We start from the raw sequence: 25,490 nt of genomic DNA on the forward strand, positions 1-25,490 counted from the left end.
TCGGGCCGGTGTCAGCCCGTTTTGTCGGAATCGTTTAGCAGGTCGGGGCAGGCTTTCAGGGCTGCGGTAATGGCATCCCGTGCGGTTCTGTCGCTGAAGCCGTGGGGCGTTCTGCCGTTGGCGTCCCGTAAATGGCCTGTAGCGATTTCCGCCAGGGCTTTAATGTTGGGCTTGTTACCGTGGGAGTAGGTGCCGTGCTTATCCGCCAGCCCGATAGCCAAGGCGGCAAGGGTGCGCTGTGTGCGGCGCAGCTCTGCGGTCTCTGTTATCCCTTCGGCTCCTGTCTGCGGCGGGTAGTGCTGGCGGTCTGGGTCTTGTTGCTCGTTGGCGGCGCGGCTGGTTTTTGGTTGTTGCGGGGTTCTGGATGTGGTGTTACTCGGCTCCACAAGCAATTTAGATAGTTCGCTCCGCTTTACTGCAAGATAATTGCCGTTAAAAATATGTCTGGCGGGTATGCGATATACAGTAAGACGGGTGTCATCGACTAGGGTAATGAAAGCTTTAGTCCACGCTGCCCCTCCTTTCGGTAGTCGGAAACGCTCCATATTCGGTGCATCTTCTTTTTTGGAGTAACCCCAAATCCTAGTGATTAATTCTTTTGCCGGTTCATCCAAATAAAAATCCCATAGGCCCACAGCAAGGGGCTCGTATCGATGCTCAACGGTTCCATAAACTTCGTCTTCGAAGTAAAGAGCCGGAGGGATCGCGCCTAAGGCATTGTCTTTTTTCAGCGCTTTCGACATGGCTTCTTTTTCGTTTTGTGTCAGATGGCGAAAAGGATAAACCTCTCCAACCGGCCATATTGAACCTTGAGTTTCAGCCACCTTAACAGAAAGGGTAATAGTTCCTTCCATGGCAAGTTGCAGGATGTCAGAAACAGTAATCGGCCCGCCCTCGGTGCTGCGGGCCAGGTAGTCGGCGGTTTCCGTCAGGGTGTACCAAGACTTACGAATCAGTGGCTTCATTGCGCCCCCTTCAGCGCCCCTATTTGGGAAGGCCACGCCAGGCGGGTAGGGTGCCCGCTTTTCGCCCCGTCGGGCTAGGCATGGCCTAAACTGGTCAATCCATGTAAACGATTGCGTTCTGTTCGCCGTACTTGGCCCGCATCATCGCGGCGGCCTGGTGGGCGCGCTCTCGGCTCATCCATGCCGTTTTGTGTTCCTGTCCGTCCTTGGCGTAGAAAACACAGAATTGCGGCATGTGAACGGGCGGGCCTTGCCGATTGCGGGCGGGCTTCCGTGGGCTTGGTATGTGCGGCTTGATGTATTGCATGGCGATTGCTCCGATGGTGGTTATGCGGCGGCGGGCGCCGTTTCATTACTGATAACTTGAATGGCCCGCGCCATGCGTTCGTTCTGTGCGTTCAGTGCCCAGACGTAATTCAGAAGGGTTTCTTCAGACAGGCATTCCCCGTCACTTTGGACGGCTTCAGCCAGGTGGTGCATTAACAGGGACAGCATGGCCCCGGTCTGGTCGGTGGTCTGATCTAGCTCGTCTAGGGCTGTCAGGAAGTCGGGCGTTCTGTGCATCGCTTGGTTCTCCGTTACTTGCTGGCGGTGTTGTCGTCTTGAAAAATGGCGTCCGTCATCCGGTCAACTACGGCGGCCCGGTGGTCTTGCGTCAGGTGGCTATACCGCTGAACCATGGCCAGGGTTTTGTGGCCCAGAATGTCGGCGATCTCCCGGAGCCCGGCCCCGTGCATGGCAAGGTAACTGGCGGCGGTGTGGCGTAGGTCGTGAAACCTGAAGTCCGTCAGTTCTGCCCGCTTCAGGGCGGTTTGCCACGGGCGTTCAAAATCCAGCGGTTTGCCCTTGGTTTTATCGGTTCTGCCAGGGAAGACAAAGGCGGATTCGTCCAACGGTCGAACCTTGGCCCAGTCCTGCATGGCCTGAAGGGCTGGCCCGGATAATGGTGCGGCCCTGGTGTCCCCGTTCTTTGTGTCTTCAAACGTGATTCGCTTCCGCTTCAAGTCCACGTCCCGCCAGCGAAGGCCGGATATTTCCCCACGGCGTCCGCCAGTCGTGATAGCCAGCAGGACTATGGTTTTCAGTTCCGGTGTTTCGGTGGCCTTGTCGCACGCATCTAGCAGGCGCTTGCGTTCGTCATTGGTTAGAAAGCGAGTCCGGCCCCGGCTTTCGGTGCCCCGGCGAACCTTCAGGCAGGGATTATCAGCAATCCAGCCCCAGTCATTGGTTGCCGCTGCCATTACCGGGCTAAGTGAAGCCACGTAACGGTTAACGGTTGCATCCGTGCGCTGCTTTTCGGTCTTGCCTGATTTGTAGGGCGTGGCCTTCAGTTCGTCCCGGTATTCCGTAATCAGGGCGGGGGTAATGTCTTTGATTGCAGTCTTGCCCAGCTTGTCCCGCCACCACGCCAGGTGGGTTGCCCGGTGTGCCTGGTCTTTGAGGCTTGGCAGAATGTCCCGGCTGTATCGGTCGATTGCATCCGCCAGCGTTTTGCCCTTACCGGCTGCGGCGTGGAAATAGCGGCCCTCTCTGATTGCGGCCTCTGTCTGGGTTGCCCAGCGTTTGGCATCCGTCAGGCGGTCAAAGCTTGCGGTTTCAGGCTGGCGGCCCTTCAGGCGGATTTGTACCCGGTAGCTGGTCTTGCCGCTCCGGTTGGTGCGCTTTTCGATATAGGCCACGGCTAGCCCCTCCCATAGCTGAACGGCTGGCGGTGGTATACTGGTTCGGTCATTGGCTGAACCTCCCTTCAGGTTTGCCGGTGATGGCCGGGCTGGTGTTGGCGCACTGGCCCGGCAACTTCCTTTCACTGTAGCCCGCAACACGACACAAAAGCAAGCAAGGGATAGCTAATCCCCTTGAAACAAAACCTATCTCTTTGAATAGAGTGAAAAAATGATTTTCGCGGCCCCTTTATGGGGGAGTAATGGGGGAGTTCTGCTCGAATTTCGCTGTTTTTGGGTGGTGGTCGTCTGGTTGGGGCGTGCTTCTTTTGTGGGGGAGTGTGGGGGAGTTGTGCGGTGATTTGTTGTGCTATTTTTTCTGGCACTCCCCCATAGCTCCCCCATGAGGTGGCCTAGAAACAACAAAGCCCGCTCGAAAGCAGGCTAAGTTGTTGAAATTATTGGTGGGCCCACCAGGACTTGAACCTGGGACCAAGGGATTATGAGTCCCCTGCTCTAACCAACTGAGCTATAGGCCCTAAGAGAAAAGCGGGCGCCATTATACCCGCGAGGGGTGGCGCCCGCTACTGTTTGGGAAATTATCCCTGGTTGCCCTGGTCGTCGATGAAGCCGCGCAGGTGGTCGGAGCGGGAAGGGTGGCGCAGTTTGCGCAACGCCTTGGCTTCGATCTGGCGGATCCGTTCCCGGGTAACGTCGAACTGTTTGCCGACTTCTTCCAGAGTGTGGTCGGTGTTCATTTCGATACCAAAGCGCATCCGGAGAACCTTGGACTCCCGCGCTGTCAGGCCCGCCAATACTGAGCGAGTGGCTTCCCGCAGGCCTTCGGCGGTGGCCGAGTCGACCGGTGAGAGGGCCTGGATGTCCTCGATGAAATCGCCCAGATGGCTGTCTTCGTCATCGCCAATGGGGGTTTCCATGGAAATCGGCTCTTTGGCGATCTTCAGCACCTTGCGGATCTTGTCTTCCGGCATTTCCATGCGTTCGCCCAGTTCTTCCGGGGTCGGTTCGCGACCCATTTCCTGCAGCATCTGGCGGGAAATACGGTTGAGTTTGTTTATGGTCTCGATCATGTGCACCGGAATCCGGATTGTACGAGCCTGATCCGCAATGGAGCGGGTGATGGCCTGACGAATCCACCAGGTGGCGTAGGTCGAGAACTTGTAACCACGACGGTATTCGAACTTGTCGACGGCCTTCATCAGGCCGATGTTGCCTTCCTGAATCAGATCCAGGAACTGCAGGCCGCGGTTGGTGTACTTCTTGGCGATGGAGATAACCAGACGCAGGTTGGCCTCCACCATTTCCTTCTTGGCGCGACGGGCCTTGGCTTCGCCGATAGACACGCGGCGGTTGATCTCTTTCACGTCGGCCACGTCCAGATCCACTTCGGTCTGAACGTTCTGGATGCGCTTCTGCAGGCGAACGATTTCGTCGACGCGCTCACCAATGGCGGCGGCATAGGGTTTCTTGGTGGCGGCGATTTCGCCAGCCCACTCAAGATCGACTTCGTTGCCCGGGAACCATTTGATGAAATCCTTACGGGGCATTTTGCAGTCGCGTACGCAGATCTGCATGATGGCCCGCTCATTTTCCCGCACCATGGAGTTGGTGGAGCGAACCACGTTTACGAGTTCGTCAAAGGCTTTGTTGGCGAGCTTGAAGGGGGCAAACACCTGGCCCAGGTCGTTCAATGCTTCCTGGGTTTTGGCGTGGCCACGGCCGTGCTTGGCCAGCGCTTTGTCTGCGATCTCAAGCTTTTCTTTCAGCAGCTCAAACCGCAGGCGGGTCTCCTCGGGATCCGGGCCATTGTCGTTGTCGTCTTCGGAGTTGTCGTCGTCTTCGCTTTCGTCGTCGACGTCGCCTTCTGCATCCTCGGAGGGTTTGGCGTCGGCACTGTTATCTTCGCCCATGAACGGCTCGGCATCGTCAGGATCGAGAAATCCGGTCACGATATCGCTGATGCGGCCTTCGTTTTCGATGATGCGATCGTAGGCCTGAATAACGGTACCTGCGGTGCCCGGGAAGTGCGCAACCGCGGCCATCACATCGCGGATGCCTTCTTCGATCCGCTTGGCAATAACGATCTCGCCTTCGCGGGTCAGCAGCTCTACGGTACCCATTTCACGCATGTACATGCGGACAGGGTCTGTGGTGCGGCCAGCGTCGGTTTCTACGGCTGCCAGTGCGGCAGCAGCTTCTGCGGCAGCGGCTTCGTCTGCGGTGGAGTCGCCTTCGGTCATCAACAGGGTATCGGCGTCGGGTGTTTCTTCGCACACCTGGATACCCATGTCGTTTATCATCCGGATAATGTCTTCCACCTGATCCGGATCTGCGATATCTTCCGGCAGGTGGTCATTTACCTCGGCGTAAGTCAGGTAACCTTGTTCCTTGCCTCGTGCGATGAGGTCTTTCAAACGTGATTTCTGCGAATTGCCTGACATAGACACCCTGTGAACTCGCTTTTAAACGGAAAAAAGTTAAACAGCCATTATAGCTGTCGCTCGGTTGCGCTGCCACCGAATGGTTAGATGGTGATCAACGCAACTGGTTTCAAGTATCAGCCTTCAGCTTTCGGTTTTAACGTACCGGTGCTGAGAGACCGGAGCTCTTCCCGCTCTTCCGGGGAGAGCGAGGCCAGATTCCGGAGCAGAGATGCCAGCCTTTGCTGGCGCGCGGCCTCTTCGTTCGGGCTAAGCAGTTCTCTGGCGGCTGCCAGTGTGCGTTCCCGGGCCGGAATGTGCTCCAGTCCATCAAACAGGTTGTAGAACCTGTCTCTGGCCTGCTTGTCGGTTGCCAGGCCCGCTACCAGTTCCTTGCGGGTCTGAATGTTCTGTTCCAATAGCCAGCGGGCGAAGCGGCCTGCCTGTTCCAGCTGTCTGGTGCTGTCGGACAGGCTTTTTACTTCGGTTGCCAGTTCCGGTGTTTCCAGCAAAGCCAGGCACAGTGTGCTGTCTTTGCTGAGCTTTACGTCAATGCGTTCTTCTGTTGTGCGGTTACGGCTTTCGCCGCGCCAGCCCCGGGCCTTGTAATCTTTGCCCGGTTGCCGCTTCTGCCACTGATTGCGGCCACCGCACAGGCGCAGCATTTCCTGCCACATGGCGTCCCGCAGCGTACTGCGGGGCATCTTGTTAAGCAGAGGCTCAACTCGAGCTCTCAGCTCTCCCCGATGCTCCGGCAAATCGAGGTTCAGCCCCTCTGACTGGCGATCAAACAGGTATCGCGAGAAAGGAGTGGCGCCATCAATGCGTTGCTGGAACTCGGTAGCACCTTCTTTTCGAACCAGGGTGTCCGGATCTTCGCCCTCAGGCAGCATAAGAAACTGCACATGCAGCCCGTCAGCCATAAGTTCAAGGGCATTTTCCATCGCCCGGTCGGCGGCCCGGAAGCCTGCCTGGTCGCCATCAAAACAGAAAACAAGATGCCGCACCTGCTTTAACAGTGCGGTCAGGTTGTCCTGGTTGGTCGCCGTGCCCAATGTGGCAACGGCATACCGGATGCCATGCTGGGCCAGGGCAATAACGTCCATATAGCCTTCAACCACCAGCAGTCGATCCAGTTGCCGGATGGCTTGTCTGGCTTCGAAAAGGCCGTAAACTTCCCGACTTTTATGGAAAACGTCGGATTCCGGCGAGTTAATGTACTTCGCCTTATCGTCGCCCAGCGTCCGCCCGCCAAAGGCGACGGTTTTGCCCCGCGTGTTTCGGATCGGGAACATGATCCTGTTGCGGAACAGATCTCGTGGGCGGCCGTATTTGTCCGAGACGGTTCTGGTTTCGAGCAGCGGCTCTTTCAGGTCTTTTGGCGCTGCGTCGTAAAGCGCCGTACCCGTGCCGGGAGCAAACCCGATCTGGTATTCCTCGATAATCCGGGAATCCAGCCCCCGCTGCTGCAGGTAGTCGCGTGCGTGCGTGCCCTGCTGGCTGCCAAGGCTGCCATGGTAATAGCGGCAGGCAAAGTCCAGGGCGTCGGTAAAGGTTCTGGCCTGCTGGATTTCCTGTTTCGCCGCCTGGTCATAGGGCACTTCAAGACCAGCCCGTTTGGCCAACTCTTCCACGGCTTCGGTAAAGCCTAGCCCTTCCAGCTCTCGGATGAAGCTGATAGCGTCGCCATGGGCACCACAGCCAAAGCAGTGATAGAAACCTTTGTCTGGCCGTACGTTGAATGACGGAGTTTTCTCGTCGTGAAACGGACAGCAGGCTTTGTAGTTGGCGCCAGCTTTCTTCAGAGTGATGCGGGATCCAATCAGCTCTGCCAGGTCGATCCGATCCAGCAGGTCTTCAACAAAGCGTTGAGGGATCAATCCGCTCATGGTGGCTCCACATCGGCCGGGGCGTCCGTTTCTAATCCGTTTTGCCAAAGCCAAAAATGCCGCCGAAGCCAGGCCTCGGCGGCATTTTCATTTTACCGCGACGAACCGAAGCCGGTGCGGTAATAACGCGTGCTGTCGATGGGCGCTTGAACTCAGTACAGACGTTCGAACTTGCGCTGTTCCCGCTGAAGCTTCTTGAGATGACGCTTAACGGCAGCAGCAGCTTTACGCTTACGAACCGCAGTCGGCTTCTCGTAGTGCTCGCGACGACGTACTTCAGACAGTACACCGGCTTTTTCGCAGGAACGCTTGAAGCGACGCAGTGCTACGTCAAACGGCTCATTCTCTTTCACTTTAACAGCTGGCATTCGAAAATCACCTACCTGATAGATTCGGTTTCAGTTTGCTCCGCAAGATCTCGGTTTGCGGCTCTAGTCCTGGTCAGATTGGCTAAAACTCGACCAGTGCATAATTTAGGGCGGCAATGATAACGGCTGCGTCGGTCGAGGTCAATCATTGTTCAATGAAACTGCCGGATGCTTTCCTGTTTCTGCTAAACTGCCGGGCATTGATTCAGACACCCCTCGGACTTTGTACTCGTTATGCTGACTCTCGGTATTGAAACGTCTTGCGATGAGACAGGCGTTGCCCTGTTTGACGACCAGCAGGGGCTGCTGGCCCATGCATTGTTTAGCCAGATCGATATGCACGCGGATTACGGCGGTGTGGTGCCGGAGTTGGCGTCCCGGGATCATGTGCGAAAGCTGCTGCCACTGTGCGAACAGGTGCTGGCGCAGGCAGGCAGGCAGCGTTCCGACATCGAAGGCATTGCCTATACCGCCGGTCCGGGCCTGGTGGGCGCTCTGATGGTGGGGGGCTCGGTAGCCCATGCGCTGGGGTATGCCCTGGGGGTGCCTGTACTTGGGGTGCATCATATGGAAGGGCACTTGCTGGCACCGATGCTGGAGGATAACCCCCCGGCCTTTCCGTTCGTTGCCTTGCTGGTATCCGGAGGCCATACCCAGTTGGTTCGGGTAGACGGCATTGGCGAATACCAACTGCTTGGCGAGTCGGTGGACGATGCTGCAGGGGAAGCCTTCGATAAAACCGCCAAGATGCTCGGGCTGGATTATCCCGGGGGGCCTCGTGTGGCAGCACTGGCTGAGCAGGGCAGGGCTGGCCAGTATCGCTTCCCGCGACCGATGACCGACCGGCCAGGGCTCGACTTTTCTTTCAGCGGCCTGAAAACCTTTACACTGAATACAGTGAACGACGCTGCGGACAAGGGGCAACTTGATGACCAGGTGCGGGCTGATATTGCTTTGGCCTTTGAGGCTGCGGTGGTTGATACGCTGGTGATCAAATGCCGTCGGGCGCTGGAACATACCGGTTGCAAACGCCTGGTGATGGCCGGTGGCGTAAGTGCCAACAAGCGCCTTCGCGCGGCTTTGGAAGCGATGGCGGGAAAACTCGGCAGCACGGTTTTTTACGCGCGGCCGGAATTCTGCACTGACAACGGAGCCATGATTGCCTACGCCGGAGCTCAGCGTCTGAAGCATGGTCAGCGGGATGGTGAACGGATTGTGGCGGTTCCACGTTGGCCAATGAACACCTTGCCGCCCGTGGCGGAACCCAGGTCGAACGGACTGGTGGACTAAAAGCCGGTCTCCCGCCCCTGCGCCAGACGGATCAGGTTGTTGCGGTGGCGCACCACAATCAGCAGGGCCAGCAGCCCGAACAGTGGCAGGGTGGCGGGCTCCAGCAGGGCACTGATGACCGGGCCGCTGATGATCGCGACCAGAGAGGCGAGGGCCGATATGCGCCAGCGCCACATTACGCCGAGCCATAAGCCAGCCATCAAAAACGTGGTCAGTGGTGCCAGCGCAAGGCCCGCCCCCAGTGCTGTAGCAACACCCTTGCCGCCTTTGAAATGATAAAAGACCGGGATCATGTGGCCGGTGACGGCGCAGAGCGCGACGATGGCCTGCACCAGGATAGACATGCCGAGTGAGTGTGCCAGCCAGACCGGCAACCAGCCTTTTAGTGCGTCGAGTACCAGAGTTGCCAGCGCAGGCTGCCAGCCGCCGGCTCGGTAGACGTTGGTGGCCCCGGGGTTGCCGGAGCCCAGCGCCCTTGGGTCTGGCAGCTTCCACCACCGGCACACCGGCAGTGCGAACAGCAGTGAGCCCGCCAGATAGGCGCCCGCACAAAGCAGGACAATCAGAATCGGTTGGCTGTTGGCATCCATGGTGTAACCGGAAGGGCAGAGACGGTGCCCGCTAATTTGTGAGAAAATGCCCGCCTAGTTGATGCGGGGTAAGGCGCTAAACAGCAACACTATCGCCTGTCTGTGTGATATTCAATCAGCCAAGAGTGGAAGGCTCGGGAGTCCGGTTTGGCAAACGGTGTGTGGGACACAGTCCTGATTGAGGGGCTGGCGGTGGAAACCGTGATCGGTGTGTATGACTGGGAACGGAAAATTACCCAGCGTGTTCTGGTGGATCTGGAAATGGCCTGGAATAACTCGATACCCGGTGGCAGCGACGACGTGGCAGATGCCCTGGATTATGCTGCAGTGAGCGAGCGGGTTAGCGCCTGCCTGAAGACGCTGGAGCCGCAACTGCTGGAAACCGGGGCCGAGGCCATTGCAAACCTGTTGCAGTCTGAGTTTGGAGTGCGCTGGCTGAAACTGACGTTGAACAAGCCGGGGGCTGTACCCTCTGCTCGCTCCGTGGGTGTCAGAATAGAGCGGGGCAGCCGAACATGAACCGAGTGTACATCAGTATCGGCAGCAATATTGATCGTTATCAGCGCGTTACGGCGGCACTCGATGCTCTGGCGCAGTGGTTTGGTGAGCTTGAGATTTCGCCGGTCTATGAAAGTGTGTCTGTCGGTTTTGACGGATCAGATTTTTTGAATCTGGTGGTGGGCGTGGATACCGACTGGTCGGTGGGTGAACTGTCAAAACGGTTCAAGCAGCTGGAAGCCGAGAATGGGCGAAAACCCACGGCGCCGAAGTTCAGCCCCAGAACGCTCGATCTGGATATTCTGACTTGGGGCGATGCTACGGGTATGATCGAGGGTGTCGAGCTGCCGAGGGCCGAGATTCTCAAAAACGCTTTTGTGCTTCGCCCGCTGGCGGATATTGCTCCTGAGCAGGCACACCCGGTATGCGGAGAAACTTACCTGTCTCTGTGGCAAAACTACAGCCGGAACCAGAAACTCTGGCCGGTGGACTTTACCTGGCAGGGGCGCCGGATCTCAAGCGCCGGTGGCTGACCGGAACAGGCGAATAAGGTTATCGGTAGCGCTGTCTCCGGCGCTGCCATCTGTGTGGTCGCCGGATAGCATGGGCAGAATTTCACTGCCGATCTGCTTGCCCAGCTCCACCCCCCACTGATCGAAGCAATCGATGTTCCAGATAACGCTCTGCACGTAAGTGCGGTGCTCATACAGTGCGACCAGAGCGCCGAGTGTCTGCGGTGACAGACGAGGCATCATCAGAATATTGCAGGGCTGATTGCCGGGTATGGCCCGGTGGGGCGCAAGCTGCCTGGCGGCCCCGGCTTCCATACCTGACGCCAGCAGCTCTTCAAACGCCTCGGCTTCGGTTTTGCCGGTCATCATGGCACGCGCCTGACTCAGGCAATTGGCGAAGAGGGAGGTGTGGTGGCGGGCAACCGGATTGTGTGACTGTAGCGGCATAATAAAGTCTGCAGGAACCAGCCGGGTGCCCTGGTGGATGAGTTGGTGGTACGCGTGCTGGCCGTTGGCGCCAACACCTCCCCAGAGCACCGGGCCGGTATCGTGACTGACAGCTACCCCTTGCGCGGTAACGCGCTTGCCGTTGCTTTCCATATCCAGTTGCTGAAGGTGTTCCGGAAGGAACTTGAGGTACTCGTCGTAGGGTAGAACCGCGTGGCTCTGGGCGCCCCAGAAGTTGTTGTACCAGACGCTGAGCATGGCCATAACCACGGGCATGTTCTGCTCAAACGGCGCATTGCGGAAGTGCTGATCCATCTGGTGGGCGCCCGCCAGAAGCGCCCGGAAATGATCCATGCCCAGCGTTATAGCGATGGGCAGGCCAATGGCAGACCAGAGGGAGTAACGGCCCCCTACCCAATCCCACATTGGAAATATGTTGTCGGGCGTGATCCCAAAGCGAATGGCTTCGCCTGCGTTCGCGGTAACCGCAAGAAAGTGACAGGCGACCTTGTTTTCGGAGCCGCCGTGGTCAAGAAACCACTGGCGGGCCAGCAGGCTGTTCTCAAGGGTTTCCTGGGTGCGAAACGATTTCGACTGCACCAGAAACAGGGTAGTGTCCGGGTTCAGCGGCGCCAGGGTTTCGGTAATGTCGGTGCCATCGATGTTGGCAATAAAATGGCAGTTGATGCTTTGGTGCCAGTAGGGGCGAAGCGCTTCGACCACCAGCTTGGGGCCCAGAAAGGAGCCGCCAATACCGATGCTGACTACATCGGTAAAGCGTTTGCCGGTATGGCCGGTAAACCTGCCGTCGTGAACCTGTTCGACCAGAGATTCCATACGGTTCAGGGTTTGGTGTATTTCCACCAGAATATTTGTGCCGTCAACCTCAATGGCTTGCGTGGCTGGCTGTCGCAGGGCAGAGTGCAGGGCGGGGCGATGCTCTGTTCGGTTAACCTTGGCACCCTCCAGCAACGCTGTGATGCGGCCGTCGAGGTTGCAGCTCCGGGCCAGGTTCATCAGAGCGCGGAGGATGTCATCGGTCAAGCGGTTGCGGGAAAAGTCCAGTGTCAGCCCGGCCGCCTCAAGAAGATAGCGCTGGGCCCGGCCGGGATCTCGGTTAAAGAGATCCCGCATGTGGGTCTGTGCCATGCCCTGGCGGGCGCGCAACAGCACCTGCCACTCGGGAGTGTCAGTGACGCTGGCGGTTTTCTCCGGCATGGTGTCCGTTCCTTTGTCTGGCCAGGGCGGTGGCGCTTGTCAGCGGGTGATGGACAGGTTGTCAATCAGCCGGGTGGTGCCCAGAAAGGCTGCCACCAGCAGTGTCAGTTCCTTATCATCGGCCGTGGCGGGCCGTAGCGTGGCGCTGCTGACAATATTGAAGTAATCGGGCCGCAGGCCAGCGTCCGCCAGAGCAGAGCGTGCTTGTTCTTCAAGCGCCCTGAAATCGCTCTGGCCACCACTCAGCTGATCGGCGATGTCGCACAAGGTGCGGTACACCACCGGGGCAATGGCTCGCTCTTCTTCCGAAAGGTAGCCATTACGCGAGCTTTTTGCCAGACCGTCGTCTTCGCGGATGGTCGGGGCGCTGATAATTTCAACCGGCAACATCAGGTCTCGTGCCAGCTTGCGGATAACGGCCAGCTGCTGGAAGTCTTTCTCGCCAAAAACCGCAATATCAGGCTGCACCATATTGAGAAGCATGGTAACAACGGTTGCCACGCCCTCGAAATGGCCGGGCCGACTGGCGCCACAATGACCTTCACTGACATCCGGCACCACCACCTTGGTCTGGTTAACCAGGCCTTCGGGGTAAATTTCCTGTACGGAAGGGGCAAACACCAGGGTATTGCCCGCTTCGGCCAGCTTGTTCTGATCCTCGGCCAGCGTTCTCGGGTAGCTATCCAGGTCTTCGCCCGCACCAAACTGCATGGGGTTCACAAAAATACTGGTAACCACAATGTCGGCGGCCTCGGCAGCCTTGCGCACCAGGGAAATATGCCCCTCATGCAGGTTGCCCATGGTTGGCACCAGGCCGATGGTCTTGTCCTGCTGGCGATACGACCTCAGCATGGTGCGCAGTTCTTTCAGCGAGTTTACGGTTCTCATGCTTTGAACGTATGCTCCTCGGCTGGAAACGAACGATCTTTGACGGCTTTGGCGTAGGCAGCCACCGCATCGGATACAGAGTCGTTTTCCGCCAGAAAGTTTTTGACGAACCGGGGCTTTCGGCCGACGGTGACTCCAAGCATATCATGCAGTACCAGCACCTGGCCGTCTGTGTCTGAGCCCGCACCAATGCCGATGACCGGCGCTTTTACCGCCTGGGTAATCCGGGCAGCCAGGGTGGCCGGTACGCATTCCAGCAAAATCACATCGGCACCGGCCCTTTCCAGCTCGCAGGCGTGCTCAATCATGGCTTCAGCAGCCTTCTCGTCACGACCCTGGACTTTGTAGCCACCAAACTTGTTTACGAACTGGGGCGTCAGGCCCAGGTGTGCACACACAGGAACCCCGCGCTCACTCAGCGCCTCGATGGTATCGCGCATCCAGTCGGTGCCCTCGAGTTTTACCATGTGGGCACCTGCACGCATCAGCTCCGCAGCGTTATCCAGAGCGTCGGCTACCGTGCCGTAAGACATAAAGGGCATATCGGCCATGATCAGCGACCCGCGGTTACCTTTGGCGACGCAGGAAGTGTGGTAGATCATGTGCTCCATGGTCACCGGCAGAGTGCTGTCGTTGCCCTGCAGTACCATGCCCAGGGAGTCTCCAATCAGAATAACGTCGACACCCGCTTCACTGACCACCTGTGCGAAGGTGGCGTCGTAAGAGGTCAGCGCAGAGAAGGCTTCGCCTTTTTGTTTGTATTCCCGCAGGGTGTTGATGGTAACTGCCATAAGAGCCTCGCCTTTTGGGTGAATGGGCTGTTTCCGGACCGGGGTCTGCCGGTTCTCAGAGCGTTAATGTAAATCCCGGGTAGGTCATAAACAAGGGTAATCTGGGCATGTATGGCCAGCCGCACATGTCAGCTTGCCAGGGGTGGCAGCTTGCGGAGCTGGTTGTCGGTGCACTGCAGGCGCACTGCAGCAACCGCGCGCCCGTCTGGCAATTGCAGTTCCGGCTCAAGATCGAGCAACGGCTGTAGCACAAAGTCCCGGTTGCACAGCTCTGCGTGGGGAACGGTCAGGCGTTCATCGGAAATCACGTCACTGCCGAACAGTAGCAAGTCGAGATCCAGGGTGCGTGGCCCCCAGTGCCGCAGACGTTCACGACCGTGTGCCTGTTCGATGGCCTGCAGGTGATCGAGCAGTTGATGGGCGCTCAGGCCTGTGCGCAGTTGTACAGCACCATTGACGAAGTCAGGCTGATCCTGCGGGCCCATCGGGCGGCTGGCGTAAAAGGGCGATTGGGCAACCAGCACCGTGTGCGGTAACGCAGCCAGTTCGGTAACAGCGCGGGCCAATTGGGCTGCGGGTTCCTGTTGGTTGCTGCCCAGCCCGATAAAAGCCTGAACACTCATGGCTTGTTTGCCCGCGGCGCGGGCTTACGACCGCGTCGCCGTTTTCGGCCAGCCGGTGCGCCAAGCTGTGAAAGCAACTTTTCCTGCCCTCGTTCGTCGGTAGCCTGAAAATCTGTCCACCACTGGCCCAGCCCTGGTTCCAGCTCTCCAGCCGCTTCTCGCAGCAGCAGGAAGTCATAAGCCGCCCGGAAGCGGGGGTGGGCCATGGTCGCAAAAGCGCGCTTACCCTGTCTGCGAGGCAGGCGCATCTGAAGCTCCCAGACTTCCTTCATGGGGCCGGAGAAACGTTTGGGAATGGCGGTGGCCTGCACCTGGCGGCCGATCACTTTGCCGATAGCGCCGTGCAGGGCCGGTTGAACCGGATCACCGTTGTCCTGGCGCTTGCGCCACTCGGCTTGCAGGGCAGGCCAGAGCATGGCGCCAAACAGGAAGTAGGGTGTGACGGATTTTCCGCGGGCTATGCGGGCATCGGTGTTGCGCAGTGCCTGCAGGATCAATTCGTCCGATTCTCCCTGCTCCAGAGCCCGGGTGGTTTCCGGGAACAGTGGCGCGAGCAGGCCGTAGTGCCGTAACAATTGATAGGTTACTTCGCCATGGCCCGCGGAGAAGAGTTTTAATACTTCTTCAAACAGCCGGGCCGGAGGAATGTGGGTCAGCAGTGGTGCCAGCTCCCGGATGGGGGCTTCGGTGCCAGCCTCGATATCGAACCCGAGCTTACCCGCAAAGCGGATGGCGCGGAGCATCCGTACAGGGTCTTCCCGGTAGCGGGTTTCCGGATCACCGATAAGCCGAATCTGCCGGTTTTCCAGATCTCTCACGCCCTGGGCAAAGTCGACGATGCTGAAATTCCGGATACAGTAATAAAGGGCGTTAATGGTGAAGTCACGGCGCAGGGCGTCCTGTTCCAGGTCGCCGTAAACGTTGTCTCGCAACAGCAGACCGTGCTCACTGGTTTTGTGCTCATCGTCGGCGACATCACTGGCGGTATCGTTGGCGTTGCCGCGAAAGGTGGTTACCTCGATGATTTCACGCCCGAACACAACGTGGACGATACGGAATCGCCGCCCGATCAGCCGGGAATTACGAAACAAGTCATGGACTTCTTCCGGTGTCGCATCAGTGGCGATATCAAAGTCTTTGGGTTGGCCGCCCAGCAGAATGTCGCGTACGCCTCCGCCGACCAGGTAGGCTTCATAGCCCGCCTTGTTCAGTCGGTGCAGTACTTTTTTCGCCGGTTCGCTGATCATTGAGCGGGACACATTGTGCTGGTCTCGCGGAATGTCCTGACGCTGATACCGGGGAGTCTGCTTCTTTCCGTGGCCGGGAATGAAGGAGCGGAGTTTTTCAACAAGTCGTTTAGGCATGGAATTCCGTGCTTGCAGTGCGCAAAAACGGAGAGTTTAACGATTTGGGCAGGAAATGCACACGTTTAGGTGCAAAGCAGGGGAATAAACTGATGGCAATTCGCCGGGAACGAAGGGGGTAAATTTCAAAACCCGAATAATCAAAAGGCGGATTCGTTCTCACGAATCCGCCCTGAAAGCGTTGACGATCTGCATTGTTTTTGTTTTTACCGGGATTCTTTTTAATCTTTTGCCCCAACTTGGTGTTCTCAAACCGAGAACCAAAGCTTCACAAACGGAAAGCTTTGAATACACAGAGCGGCCAGGGGCATGAAGCGGGTTCTGAAGTATTTGTAGGGTCGCCTGGAGGACGATTCTTTTCTACATCTACAACTCGCGCATGCGGCGGAACCACTAAAAAGCATAGTACCCAAAACGCTCAATTCGCTTACGTCCTGTCTTGTTTTTGTTGGCGGACGTTTCTGCAGCTTTTTGTGTTTGTTTTTAACGCTGCGATGCCACAATTGTTTTTGTTGTTGTGCGCTAAATAGATTGCAGAGCCCGTGCCAGTTTTAATAAGTCTATAATAAACAAAGGCTTAGGATTTCAGGGTGGGTAAGTGTTACTGCGTATCCGGGGTGAGTGTTACCTTATTTACAGACTTTCACGGATAAGTGTTACCGAGGGGAACAGGAAGGTAACAGGAGTCGCCCGGGCGTTCTGACCTCAGGTTTTTTTTCTCGGAATGCCCAATCGCTGGCGGCGCTCCCATAAGGATTTACGGCTGATGCCCAGTTTCTGAGCAAGTTCGGTCTCGCTCATTCGGTCTTCGTTTTCCAGCACAAAGTGCTGGAAATAATCCTCCAGTGACAGATCACTGGAGTCGTCTGCTTCCCGGGCGGGCACCTGTTCATTGTTACCTTCAACCAGGGTTTCGGGGATGTGATCGTCTGTTGGGTCGTTATCCAGATCCAGTGACGACGGATGGATGATGTCACCATCAGACAGGATGGAGGCCCGCTCTATTGCATTCTCCAGCTCTCGCACGTTGCCTGGCCAGCGATAGCGTTCCAGTGTGCGCATGGCTTCGGGGCTGAGGGAAAGTTCGGGGCGGCCCAGTTTGTTTGCCTGGCGGGCCAGGAACCGCCTCGCCAGGCCCAGAATGTCTGCGCGGCGCTCCCGAAGCGGTGGAATTCGGATTTGCATGACGTTCAAGCGGTAATACAGATCTTCCCGGAACTCTCCGGTGCGGGTCATGGCTTTCAGGTTGCGGTGGGTGGCGGCTATCATCCGCACATCTACCTTGCGGCTCTCGGTTGAGCCCACCCGGCGAATCTCGCTTTCCTGCAATACTCTCAGCAGGCGGGCCTGCGCTTCCGGCGGCAGTTCGCCAATTTCATCCAGAAACAGGCTGCCGCCATCGGCCGCTTCTATCAGGCCAGTACGGGCAGAGACGGCACCGGTAAATGCGCCCTTTTCGTGGCCGAACAGTTCGGATTCAATCAGGCTTTCGGGAATGGCGGCACAGTTTACTGAGATCAGTGGCTTTTTTGCCCTGGGGCTAAGCAGGTGCAACGCCCGTGCGGCCAGCTCTTTACCGGTACCGGATTCGCCCCGAATCAGGGTGGTGGTTTCGGTCGGTGCGACTTTTCGGATCAGTGTGAATACCCGCTGCATGGCATCGCACTGGCCATACATGATGGCAGAGGGGTCGGCTTCTACATTACTGCTATCGCTGTGGGCGCCGGGCTCGTCTGTGTCTTCTGCGAGTGCGGGGTTGCGGGCCAGAATACTGGCAACCGCCGCCAGCATTTCATCGTGATCAAAGGGTTTGGCAATGTAATCCACGGCGCCCATTTTCATGGAATCCACTGCAGAGCGCAGGCTGGCATAGCTGGTCATGATCAGCACCGGCGTGTTCGGTGCACGGTTGATCATTTCGGTTCCGGCGGCGCCCGGTAGCCGGAGATCGGTAATGATGAGATCAAAGCTGTCGGGATCCAGGCCTTCGGCTTCCTCCACAGATACCGCGTCAGCCACCTCGTAACCGGCGTGTTGCAACAGCTTGCGAACGGCAGAACGAATAATATCTTCATCTTCAACAATCAGGATGCGGGGCATAGCGTACTCAAGACCTTTGGTTCATGCGGGTGTCGCCGGTGGTAGTGTCAGGCTCGTAAGCTGGCAGGCGAAGTCTTACACAGGTGCCGGTGCCGGTTTCCTCGCAGGCAGGGCTCTCTACCTGAATATTGCCGTAGTGCTCTTCAACAATGCTGTATACCAGCGACAGGCCAAGACCGGTGCCTTTATTCGGGGCTTTAGTGGTGTAGAAGGGCTCGAAGATATGATCCAGCTCCTCACTGGCTATACCGGAGCCTTCATCAATCACCTCGATGATAGCGGAGTAGCCGTCGCCGTTTCCAGTTACCCGCACCGTTCCCCCCTGACTTGAGGCATCGCGGGCGTTGCCTAACAGGTTAAGGAATACCTGCACCAGGCGTTGCTCATCGCCAAGAACCAGAAGATCCTCCGGGCATTCGTTCACAAACCGGATGCGTGTGCCCTCATCGGCAAGTGAGAGCAGGTTCATGGATTCTTCGACGCAGCGGTGCAGGCTGACAGGCTCATAGCGGTTAGCCTGGGCATGATTGCCGGAGCGGGCAAAGTTCATCAGCGTTTGCAGAATATTCGACACCCGTCTGGTTTGTTGCTGGATCTGGTTGGCTGTTTCCAGAATGGCCGGGTCGTCCGTTTCCAGTTTCAGATTCTGAGCCAGTGAGGAAATACCGGTGACCGGGTTGCCGATTTCGTGGGCAACCCCCGCAGCCAGGCGACCAACCGAGGCCAGGCGCTCGCTGTGAATCAGCTCGTCTTCCAACAGCCGGGTCTCGGTCTGGTCTTCCACCAGGATAATCGACCCGCCCTCCGGGTGATCGGGCCCGTTCAGGGCGGCTTTGTGCAGGTTCAGCCAATGGGGTTTGCCCCGCAGGTCCAGCCGGTGTTTGTAACGGTGCAGTTCGTCGCCGCTGTTGAAGTCATCAAGCAATGCGTACCAGTGCTCGGGCAGGGTGACCAGGCGCGCACCAACCACCTCTTCTGCAGAAATTCCGGTGAGGGTTTGCATGGCGTGGTTCCACATCAGAATCTCGCCGTCCTCACCCACTGAGCAGGCGGGAATTGGTAGATTCTGCAGTGTTTGGCGATAGTGGCGCCGAAGATTGTCGAGTTCACCGGCCAGCCCCGTCAGCTGGTTCTGGTAGTCCCCGAGTGCACGCTCGACATAACGTATGTCCTGGCCCATGCCGCCCCGGGTGAGCGGCTTGAAACCCAGATGCTGTTTTACGATGTCTCGGGCCACCGAAGGGCCAAGCAGGCCGGACAGGTTGATTTCAACCTGATCTCTCAGCCGCCGCAACTGATAGGGCCGGAACTCGGCATTGGGCAATTTGAGCTGGTGCAGGGCGCGCTCTACCTCCCGTCGGGCCACGCTCTGGCCCAGGGGCTTGGCCAGTTGCTGGACGAATTCGGTTGAGGAACCGGCCAGTAATTCCCGGCGCTGGGGGCGGGAAAGCGCGCCCAGCGAGCAGGCTTGAGCGGCGCTGGCTTCCTCAGGCGAGGCGGGGCTGATAATGGATACCAGTGCAAAGACCGTCAGGTTGGCGGTCAGGCTGATAAAGGTAAACAGGTGCCAGTTGTCGTAGCCGGGAACCACCGGCAGAGACAACCACTCCAGGCCGTTGTCAGCCAGGGAGAACGGTAATACCAGGGTTGTGAACCAGATCGCCAGCCCCGCCAGCAGGCCTGCAACCAGGCCGCGCCGGTTGCCCTCCGGCCAGTAGATGACACCCAGAGCTCCGGGTAGCAGTTGCAGGGTGCCAGACAAGGAAATGGCGCCAAGAATGGAAAGGTCGAGGTGCTGGCCTATGGTCTCGTGGAACATCAGTGCCAGCATCAGAATGGCGGCGATCAGCAGGCGTTTTACCCACTGCAGCCAGCCATAGATGTCACCATGATCCCGGGGTGTTTTCAGTGGCAGCACAACATGGTTGAGCACCATTCCCGAGAGTGCCAGGGTGCTGACAATCATCAGGCCGCTGGCGGCCGACAGGCCAGCGATATACATCAGCAGGGTGAGGGCCTGGCTGTCCAGGGCCTGAGCCAGGGCAATGCTGAAAAATGCCGGTGGTGCATCTACCGCAAGCGCCTGGGCGCCCCAGAGAATCAGGGGGACGGGGAGGCCGATCAATAACAGGTACAGCGGCAGCCCCCAGCTGGCCTTGGCCAGCGCCCGGGGAGATGGGTTCTCGCTGAAGGTCATGTGGTACATGTGTGGCAGCACGAGCGCCGCCGCAAAACTCATCAGCAGCAAGGCCCGCCAGCTGCCGTCATTGATTGTCATGGTCATACTGGCGCTGGCATGGTCTTTTTGTGCCAGCCAGTTTTCAAGGCCGTCACTGCCGCCAAAAACGGTGAACAAAACCACGCCACCGAGCACCAGAAGTGCGACCACCTTTATGACCGAATCAAACGCAATTGCCAGCACCAGCCCGGGGTGATTGCCGGAGGTTTGATGGCGCCGGGCGCCAAACAGGATGGCGAACAGTAACACCATCAGGCTGAACATCACGCTGATGGCCTTTACCGGAGTTTCCGGAGCCAGCAGGCTGGCAGAACGAGAAACTGCCTGTATCTGCATGCTCAGGAGAGCGAGAATGGCCGCAGCGGAGCACAGGGTAACCAGCGTGCCCGCCCACTGGCTGCGGTAGCGATAGGCGAAGAGGTCAGCCAGTGATGTGAGCTGGTAGGCCCGCGCGATGCGCAAGATCGGGTTGAGAAGAACCGGCGCCAGCAAAAAGGCTCCGCTGATGCCCAGATAGTAGGCAAGAAAGCCGTAGCCGGTTTCTGCCGCCATACCGATAGCGCCATAGACGGCCCAGATACCGGCGTAAACACCCAGGCTAAGGGTGTAGACCAGAGGGTGTCGTACCCATTGCCGGAGCTGGGTGCCCTGTTCTGTGCCCCAGGCAATGCCGAAGAGTACCAGCAGATAGGCCAGGCTGACAGCCAGCAGGTTGCTTGCGCTAAAACTCATTGGGATCCCTGCGCCATTCCAGCCAGAAGCCGATGACAATCAAGCCACCCCAGATCAGGTAGGGGCTGTACCAGGCGTTTTCCGGTGCTGTCCACCAATCCAGAATGTTGGGCGAAAAAATGTACAGCGCCAGCACCAGCAAAAATACCAGGCGGTATATATACATCGGTTTATGGATCCGGAGCAGAGAGTGTCTGGTCGGTTATACCATGGGCCTGTCTTGATGTCAGGGGCAGGGAGCCCCGCTGCCAGTGGGCGACGGCCCAGTCCAGTATGTCGTTCACCCGGGCGCGGGCCAGGTTCCGCCCGGGCGCCTGGCCGAGCGCGTAGAGTGCGTTCATCAGATTGGCCACCGGTTGCTGGTCATCAAGGGCCGGAGCATGGCTTTGTTTGCTGAGCTTCTGGCCCTGGGCATTGGTGATGACGGGTATGTGCAGCCATTGAGGCGGTGGTGCGCCCAGAGCCTGGTATATCTGCTCTTGCTGGGCGGTCATGGCGAGCAGATCCGAGCCCCGCACAACGTGGGTAATGCCTTGGTCTATATCGTCGACAACCACCGCCAGCTGGTAGGCGAAAAAGCCTTCTTTACGCAGAAGCACCGGGTCGTCCAGTTCGGCTTCTACCTGTTGGCATTGCCTTCCAAGAAGCTGATCCTGCCAGATTCGCTGCCCGGAGTTCAGTGCAAAGCGAATGGCGTGCTCTTCCTGCACGACGGCGTGGGGCTGGTTCCGGCAATGATTCGGGTGCCTGCCCTGGTTGGCCTGCAGTTGCTTGCGGGAGCAGCGGCACCGGTAAGCGTTTCCCTGCGCCAGCAGCTGCTGTATGGCGTGCTGGTAAGCTGCATGCCGGTCTGACTGGAACCGGATGGGCTCGTCGGAATGCAGGCCGTGGCTCTCGAGTGAGCGCAGGATCTGGCCGGTGGCCTCGGGTGGTTCCCTGAGGGGATCCAGATCTTCGATTCGAACCAGCCAGCAGCCGTTTGCGGATCTGGCTTCAAGCCAACTGGCCAGCGCGGTAACCAGTGAACCGAAATGCAGAGGGCCGGTGGGAGAGGGGGCAAAACGCCCGCGGTAACCTGATGGTGCCATAGGCGTTTACGGGCTGGCGGCCGGAGCGGTGCCAGCCCGATGGGGCGTCAGATGCCGGTCTGGCGTTCGCGGATTTCCGCCAGAGTCTTGCAGTCGATGCAAAGAGTGGCGGTGGGCCGGGCTTCCAGGCGACGGATGCCGATTTCCACGCCGCACTGGTCGCAAAAACCGTAATCGTCTTTGTCGATACGGTCGACGGTCTGATCGATTTTCTTGATCAGTTTGCGCTCGCGATCCCGGGTGCGAAGTTCCAGGCTGAATTCCTCCTCCTGGGTTGCGCGATCACTCGGATCTGCGTAGTTTGCTGCATCTTCCTGCATGTGATGCATGGTGCGATCCACTTCTTCCATCAATTCCTGCTTCCAGTTAAGAAGCAGACCCTTGAAGTGCTGGAGCATCTCTGCACTCATGTAGTCTTCACCCTTCTTCATTTCGTAAGGGGTGAAGTTAGTAAAACGTTCGCGTGATTGCTCTGCAGTATTTGGCATGAACCCGGCCTCTTGTTAGTACTTCACAAGAACGCTTTGCTTCCCTCCGCATCAGCAAGTCTGAGCGGTTTTACCCTGGTTAGCATTCGTCCTGAAACGGGAATCTGCGGAAAATAGCAGATTACCCCCAGGGGTGCCAGCCTTGTGACACCGACTTATCCCGGAGAGCATATGAAGTTTCCTGATGCTTTGGTAGAGGGGCGACTGATTCGTCGCTATAAACGCTTCCTGGCGGATGTCCGATTGCCGGATGGAACGGAAGTGACGGCCCATTGCCCGAACACGGGGTCCATGTTGGGTTGCCAGCCTGATGATGCCCGGGTTTGGCTGAGCCCCAGTAACAATCCCAAACGTAAGTTGAAGTATACCTGGGAATTGGTGGAACCCTTGCCGGGTGTGCTGGCTTGCGTGAATACCGCCAGGCCCAACGCTCAGGCCCGTATGGCCATTGAGGCCGGTGTGGTGACAGAGCTGGAAGGTTATCGCCAGTGTCGGGCGGAGGTGCGCTACGGCGCAGAGAACAGCCGTATTGATCTGCTGTTGTCCGGCCATGACAGCCAGCCGGATGCCTGGGTTGAGGTGAAAAACGTGACCCTGGCGGAGGGTGGCGAAGGCTTTTTCCCGGATGCGGTAACTGAACGCGGGCAAAAGCATTTGAGAGAATTGACGGCACAGGTGGTTGGCGGCGACCGGGCGGTTCTTTTCTTTGTGGTGAATCACACGGCTATTGAGCAGGTGAGGCCTGCGGATCATATCGACCCGCGCTATGGTCAGCTGCTGCGTGAAGCCTGTGAGGCAGGGGTGGAAGTGATCGCTTATCGTGCCGCGCTGGCGGGAGATGATGGTGAACCTTCCGGCCATCTGACACTGGTGGATTCGGTGCCGGTCAGCCTGGAGCCCTGACCTGCAGACTGCCTTTGTGTTCGCGTAACTCCAGCGGTGTAAGTGCATCGCCCTGGCAGGGCCCGGCAATACACTCTCCGGTGCCCGGCTTGAACAGGGCACCGTGGGTGGAGCACTGGATGAACAGGCTGTCGGCATCCATGAATCGGCCGGGCATCCAATTTAGCTCGATGCCCAGGTGCGGGCACCGGTTCAGGTAAGCCTTCGGGCGGTGTCCGTGCAGAAACAGGAAGCCGGTGCGCGGAAGTGTATCGGGGTCTTCATCAGCCTTCAGGCGAAACTCCAGAAACACCCCCGGCACCAGATCGTTTGCCCTGGCAATCGTCTGCCAGGGCACCTCTGCTCTGGTCATTTGGGCAGAATCGTGTAGCGCATTCGGGTGCCGTGGTTCAGTGACATCACGATTTCGTCGGCTGCCAGGCGATGTGGGAAGTAGCAGCCGGAAATCTTGGCACTGGCGATACTTGCGCCTTCCATTCGCGATTTGGAGAAATCGATGCCCCGCAAGTCCGCACCCCGGAAATAGCCGTGGCGAAAATCGAGACCTTGGGCATCCAGACCTCTCAGGTCTAGACCCCGGAAGTCGCCATGGGCGAAACTCGGCAGCTCGCTGTGCCTTGTCTTTTCTGCATTGAACGCGTCGATGTCCTCGTTCCGCAACAGTTCGTAAAGCGGATGGTCTATTTGTTTGGGATCTTTTTCGTAAACGTCATCCATGTGATACCTCAGCGGCCGTTATCGGCTATACCCAAATGTTGGCGAATGCGGTCGGCAACCGCTTCTGCTACGTGCTCCTGTTCGGTCAGCAGGTGGATGGTGAACGTTTTTTCTTCCTCAGTCAGCGGCTCCAGCCAGCTTTGTTGGGCGTCAAGCAGCTCTTCGGTGGCTTCCGAGGCATCGCCTTTACGGTTGCGCACCCACTCCCTGCGCTGTGCCTCCGGGGCTTCACAGTGCAGTAAGGCAAAGGGCAGGCCCTGGTTTTCAGCGACTTCGGCGAACAGGGTTCGCTCCTCTACTTTCAGGCAAGCGGCATCGACAATCACTGGCAGGCCGGAGGCCAGCAACCGGGCAGCGAGGCTGGCCAGGTGCTGATAGGTTTTTGTGGTTGCCTCGGGGCTGTACAGGTCGGTGCCCAGCCCGGATTTGCTGTCCTCCAGCGGCCCCAGGCCATGCAGCCGTTTACGCTCTACATCCGAGCGTAGCCTAATCAGGCCCAGTTCGCCTGCCATGGCAGCGCTGACACAGGTTTTGCCGCTGGCGGAGAGCCCTGTGGTGGTCAGCAGAAAGTGGTTGGGGATAGCGCTGTATTCTTCTGCCAGCTGGGCATAGGTGCGATAGCTCTGCATCAGTCTGGCTTTTTCGTCGTCGTTCAGCCCGGGATTGCCCAGTGTGAATAGCGCGATCTTGGCGCGAACCATGGCCCGGTAGGCTTTATACAGTGGCAGCAGCACCAGGCCCTCGAAATCACCCCGGTGCTCAAGGTAGGTGTTCAGTACCAAGTTGGCGAGGGCTGGCTCCTGGCGCGACTCCAGATCCATCAGCAGGAAGGCAAGGTCGTTGATGACGTCGATCCAGCGGAAAGGTTCGTTGAATTCGATGCAGTCGAAAACGGTGACTTTGCCGTTGAACTGGGTGATGTTGGCCAAATGCAGGTCGCCATGGCATTCACGAACCAGGCCGCCGGTATACCGGCGGCCGATCAGTTCGCGGTGGCGTTCGAACGTGGTGCGTGTCCAGGCTTCAAGATTGGTGAGCTGGGCGAGCAGCTCAGGGTCATCCAGCATAGGGCGGATCTGATCGAAATTTTCCTGCATGGCTGCAAACACGGCATCCGGAGTGCCGAGGGGTTTGCCTTCGCCGACCGGCGGCAGCGAGGTGTGAAATTCCGCGACCTGACGAGCGAGATCGGAGAGAAGTTCCGGCTCCAGACGCCCTTGTTCCTGGCGCACATCGAAAAGTTCGCCCTGGTTGAACTGGCGCATGCGGATGGCGTATTCGAAAGGTTCGCCATCGCCTCCCAGTTTCGGGGCCTCTGGTGAGCCGGTGATGGGCACCACCTCCAGATAGAGCTCCTCCGCCAGGCGACGGTTCAGGCGCAGCTCTTCCTCGCAAAAGTGCTTGCGGCGTGCCAGTGTCGAAAAATCAAGAAAGCCGAAATCCATGGGCTTTTTGATTTTGTAGGCGTAGTCACCGGTTAGCAGTACCTGAGAAATATGAGTTTCGATCACCCGGAATTCGCTGACCGGGTGGTCGAAGCGGTCGGGATTCTGCAAAGCCGTGATCAGTGTATCCGGGGCGTTGGTGCTCACGTGTTGCTCCTGGCATCCTTGAAGTTGTTGATTTTCAGATTAATGGACTGCTTCACTATAACGGCCAGATTACAGAAATAACACAC

At 58.1% G+C, this 25,490-nt stretch carries 25 protein-coding genes and 1 tRNA gene; 4 read left to right on the plus strand and 22 right to left on the minus strand.

Annotated features, from left to right (window positions below):
- Window positions 1-11 precede the first annotated feature (11 nt).
- The 8 genes from C7H09_RS03885 to rpsU all read right to left on the minus strand — a co-directional run bounded on the left by C7H09_RS03885 (window position 12) and on the right by rpsU (window position 7,324).
- Entirely contained in the window at window positions 12-965 is a 954-nt protein-coding gene (locus C7H09_RS03885) for a hypothetical protein (RefSeq protein WP_106761315.1), read from the minus strand.
- Between the two features lie 94 nt (window positions 966-1,059).
- Window positions 1,060-1,272, minus strand: coding sequence for a hypothetical protein (locus tag C7H09_RS19705; protein ID WP_133166201.1), 213 nt, complete (start codon window positions 1,270-1,272; stop codon window positions 1,060-1,062).
- A gap of 20 nt (window positions 1,273-1,292) precedes the next feature.
- Window positions 1,293-1,529 (minus strand): hypothetical protein, encoded by a 237-nt coding sequence (locus C7H09_RS03890; RefSeq protein WP_106761316.1) that lies wholly within the window; start codon window positions 1,527-1,529, stop codon window positions 1,293-1,295.
- A gap of 14 nt (window positions 1,530-1,543) precedes the next feature.
- Window positions 1,544-2,644: a tyrosine-type recombinase/integrase gene (locus C7H09_RS03895; RefSeq protein ID WP_106761317.1), complete on the minus strand. Its 1,101-nt coding sequence runs from the start codon at window positions 2,642-2,644 to the stop codon at window positions 1,544-1,546.
- 444 nt (window positions 2,645-3,088) lie between these two features.
- Window positions 3,089-3,165: transfer RNA gene (locus C7H09_RS03900), tRNA-Ile, on the minus strand.
- A gap of 60 nt (window positions 3,166-3,225) precedes the next feature.
- The gene (gene rpoD / locus C7H09_RS03905; RefSeq protein WP_106761318.1) at window positions 3,226-5,088 is read right to left on the minus strand and encodes an RNA polymerase sigma factor RpoD; all 1,863 of its coding nucleotides are present in this window, start codon (window positions 5,086-5,088) and stop codon (window positions 3,226-3,228) included.
- 116 nt (window positions 5,089-5,204) lie between these two features.
- Window positions 5,205-6,956 (minus strand): DNA primase, encoded by a 1,752-nt coding sequence (gene dnaG / locus C7H09_RS03910; protein WP_106761319.1) that lies wholly within the window; start codon window positions 6,954-6,956, stop codon window positions 5,205-5,207.
- A 152-nt stretch (window positions 6,957-7,108) separates the two neighbouring features.
- Window positions 7,109-7,324, minus strand: coding sequence for a 30S ribosomal protein S21 (rpsU, locus tag C7H09_RS03915; RefSeq protein ID WP_007153483.1), 216 nt, complete (start codon window positions 7,322-7,324; stop codon window positions 7,109-7,111).
- A 234-nt stretch (window positions 7,325-7,558) separates the two neighbouring features.
- Here rpsU and tsaD point away from each other — a divergent pair, with 234 nt between their 5' ends.
- A complete protein-coding gene (gene tsaD / locus C7H09_RS03920; protein WP_106761320.1) occupies window positions 7,559-8,614 on the plus strand; it encodes a tRNA (adenosine(37)-N6)-threonylcarbamoyltransferase complex transferase subunit TsaD in 1,056 nt (351 codons plus the stop codon).
- On the opposite strand, the gene plsY is transcribed toward tsaD, so the two are convergent.
- A complete protein-coding gene (gene plsY / locus C7H09_RS03925; protein ID WP_106761321.1) occupies window positions 8,611-9,204 on the minus strand; it encodes a glycerol-3-phosphate 1-O-acyltransferase PlsY in 594 nt (197 codons plus the stop codon). The genes tsaD and plsY overlap by 4 nt on opposite strands.
- Before the next feature lie 147 nt (window positions 9,205-9,351).
- Between plsY and folB the strand changes: the two genes are divergently transcribed.
- Entirely contained in the window at window positions 9,352-9,723 is a 372-nt protein-coding gene (folB, locus tag C7H09_RS03930) for a dihydroneopterin aldolase (protein ID WP_106761322.1), read from the plus strand.
- The gene (gene folK / locus C7H09_RS03935; RefSeq protein ID WP_106761323.1) at window positions 9,720-10,235 is read left to right on the plus strand and encodes a 2-amino-4-hydroxy-6-hydroxymethyldihydropteridine diphosphokinase; all 516 of its coding nucleotides are present in this window, start codon (window positions 9,720-9,722) and stop codon (window positions 10,233-10,235) included. Before folB ends, folK (C7H09_RS03935) begins: the two co-directional genes overlap by 4 nt.
- On the opposite strand, the gene pgi is transcribed toward folK (C7H09_RS03935), so the two are convergent.
- The 10 genes from pgi to dksA form a co-directional block, all read right to left on the minus strand.
- Complete coding sequence (gene pgi / locus C7H09_RS03940; RefSeq protein WP_106761324.1) at window positions 10,218-11,879, minus strand: glucose-6-phosphate isomerase; 1,662 nt, start codon at window positions 11,877-11,879, stop codon at window positions 10,218-10,220. The two genes, folK (C7H09_RS03935) and pgi, sit on opposite strands and share 18 nt — an antisense overlap.
- 39 nt (window positions 11,880-11,918) lie before the next feature.
- Window positions 11,919-12,767: a pantoate--beta-alanine ligase gene (gene panC, locus C7H09_RS03945; RefSeq protein WP_106761325.1), complete on the minus strand. Its 849-nt coding sequence runs from the start codon at window positions 12,765-12,767 to the stop codon at window positions 11,919-11,921.
- On the minus strand, window positions 12,764-13,558 hold the full coding sequence (panB, locus tag C7H09_RS03950) for a 3-methyl-2-oxobutanoate hydroxymethyltransferase (protein ID WP_106761326.1): 795 nt from the start codon (window positions 13,556-13,558) through the stop codon (window positions 12,764-12,766). Before panB ends, panC begins: the two co-directional genes overlap by 4 nt.
- Before the next feature lie 128 nt (window positions 13,559-13,686).
- Window positions 13,687-14,181, minus strand: coding sequence for a 2-amino-4-hydroxy-6-hydroxymethyldihydropteridine diphosphokinase (gene folK, locus C7H09_RS03955; RefSeq protein ID WP_106761327.1), 495 nt, complete (start codon window positions 14,179-14,181; stop codon window positions 13,687-13,689).
- Window positions 14,178-15,545: a polynucleotide adenylyltransferase PcnB gene (gene pcnB, locus C7H09_RS03960; protein ID WP_106761328.1), complete on the minus strand. Its 1,368-nt coding sequence runs from the start codon at window positions 15,543-15,545 to the stop codon at window positions 14,178-14,180. The genes folK (C7H09_RS03955) and pcnB overlap by 4 nt, the downstream gene beginning before the upstream one ends.
- A 705-nt stretch (window positions 15,546-16,250) precedes the next feature.
- Complete coding sequence (locus tag C7H09_RS03970) at window positions 16,251-17,645, minus strand: sigma-54-dependent transcriptional regulator (protein WP_106761330.1); 1,395 nt, start codon at window positions 17,643-17,645, stop codon at window positions 16,251-16,253.
- Between the two features lie 7 nt (window positions 17,646-17,652).
- Window positions 17,653-20,616 (minus strand): ATP-binding protein, encoded by a 2,964-nt coding sequence (locus C7H09_RS03975; RefSeq protein ID WP_106761331.1) that lies wholly within the window; start codon window positions 20,614-20,616, stop codon window positions 17,653-17,655.
- Window positions 20,606-20,782, minus strand: a complete 177-nt coding sequence (locus C7H09_RS19835) for an Asp23/Gls24 family envelope stress response protein (protein ID WP_165794779.1) — start codon at window positions 20,780-20,782, stop codon at window positions 20,606-20,608. Before C7H09_RS19835 ends, C7H09_RS03975 begins: the two co-directional genes overlap by 11 nt.
- Before the next feature lie 4 nt (window positions 20,783-20,786).
- Window positions 20,787-21,704 (minus strand): tRNA glutamyl-Q(34) synthetase GluQRS, encoded by a 918-nt coding sequence (gene gluQRS, locus C7H09_RS03980; RefSeq protein WP_106761332.1) that lies wholly within the window; start codon window positions 21,702-21,704, stop codon window positions 20,787-20,789.
- A 47-nt stretch (window positions 21,705-21,751) separates the two neighbouring features.
- Window positions 21,752-22,192 carry an RNA polymerase-binding protein DksA gene (gene dksA, locus C7H09_RS03985; protein WP_106761333.1) on the minus strand — a complete coding sequence of 147 codons (441 nt, stop codon included), beginning with the start codon at window positions 22,190-22,192 and terminating at the stop codon, window positions 21,752-21,754.
- Between the two features lie 171 nt (window positions 22,193-22,363).
- Here dksA and sfsA point away from each other — a divergent pair, with 171 nt between their 5' ends.
- Entirely contained in the window at window positions 22,364-23,095 is a 732-nt protein-coding gene (gene sfsA, locus C7H09_RS03990; protein WP_106761334.1) for a DNA/RNA nuclease SfsA, read from the plus strand.
- On the opposite strand, the gene C7H09_RS03995 is transcribed toward sfsA, so the two are convergent.
- Genes C7H09_RS03995 through C7H09_RS04005 form a run of 3 tightly spaced genes read right to left on the minus strand, consistent with a single transcriptional unit; the run spans window position 23,079 to window position 25,404 of the window.
- Window positions 23,079-23,447 carry a Rieske (2Fe-2S) protein gene (locus C7H09_RS03995; protein ID WP_106761335.1) on the minus strand — a complete coding sequence of 123 codons (369 nt, stop codon included), beginning with the start codon at window positions 23,445-23,447 and terminating at the stop codon, window positions 23,079-23,081. The two genes, sfsA and C7H09_RS03995, sit on opposite strands and share 17 nt — an antisense overlap.
- Window positions 23,444-23,812 carry a pentapeptide repeat-containing protein gene (locus C7H09_RS04000; protein ID WP_106761336.1) on the minus strand — a complete coding sequence of 123 codons (369 nt, stop codon included), beginning with the start codon at window positions 23,810-23,812 and terminating at the stop codon, window positions 23,444-23,446. The genes C7H09_RS03995 and C7H09_RS04000 overlap by 4 nt, the downstream gene beginning before the upstream one ends.
- Before the next feature lie 8 nt (window positions 23,813-23,820).
- Window positions 23,821-25,404, minus strand: coding sequence for a bifunctional aminoglycoside phosphotransferase/ATP-binding protein (locus C7H09_RS04005; RefSeq protein WP_106761337.1), 1,584 nt, complete (start codon window positions 25,402-25,404; stop codon window positions 23,821-23,823).
- Window positions 25,405-25,490: the final 86 nt, after the last annotated feature.

Origin of the sequence: Marinobacter fuscus, from assembly GCF_003007675.1 — a bacterium.
In the GTDB taxonomy this organism is placed as follows: domain Bacteria; phylum Pseudomonadota; class Gammaproteobacteria; order Pseudomonadales; family Oleiphilaceae; genus Marinobacter; species Marinobacter fuscus.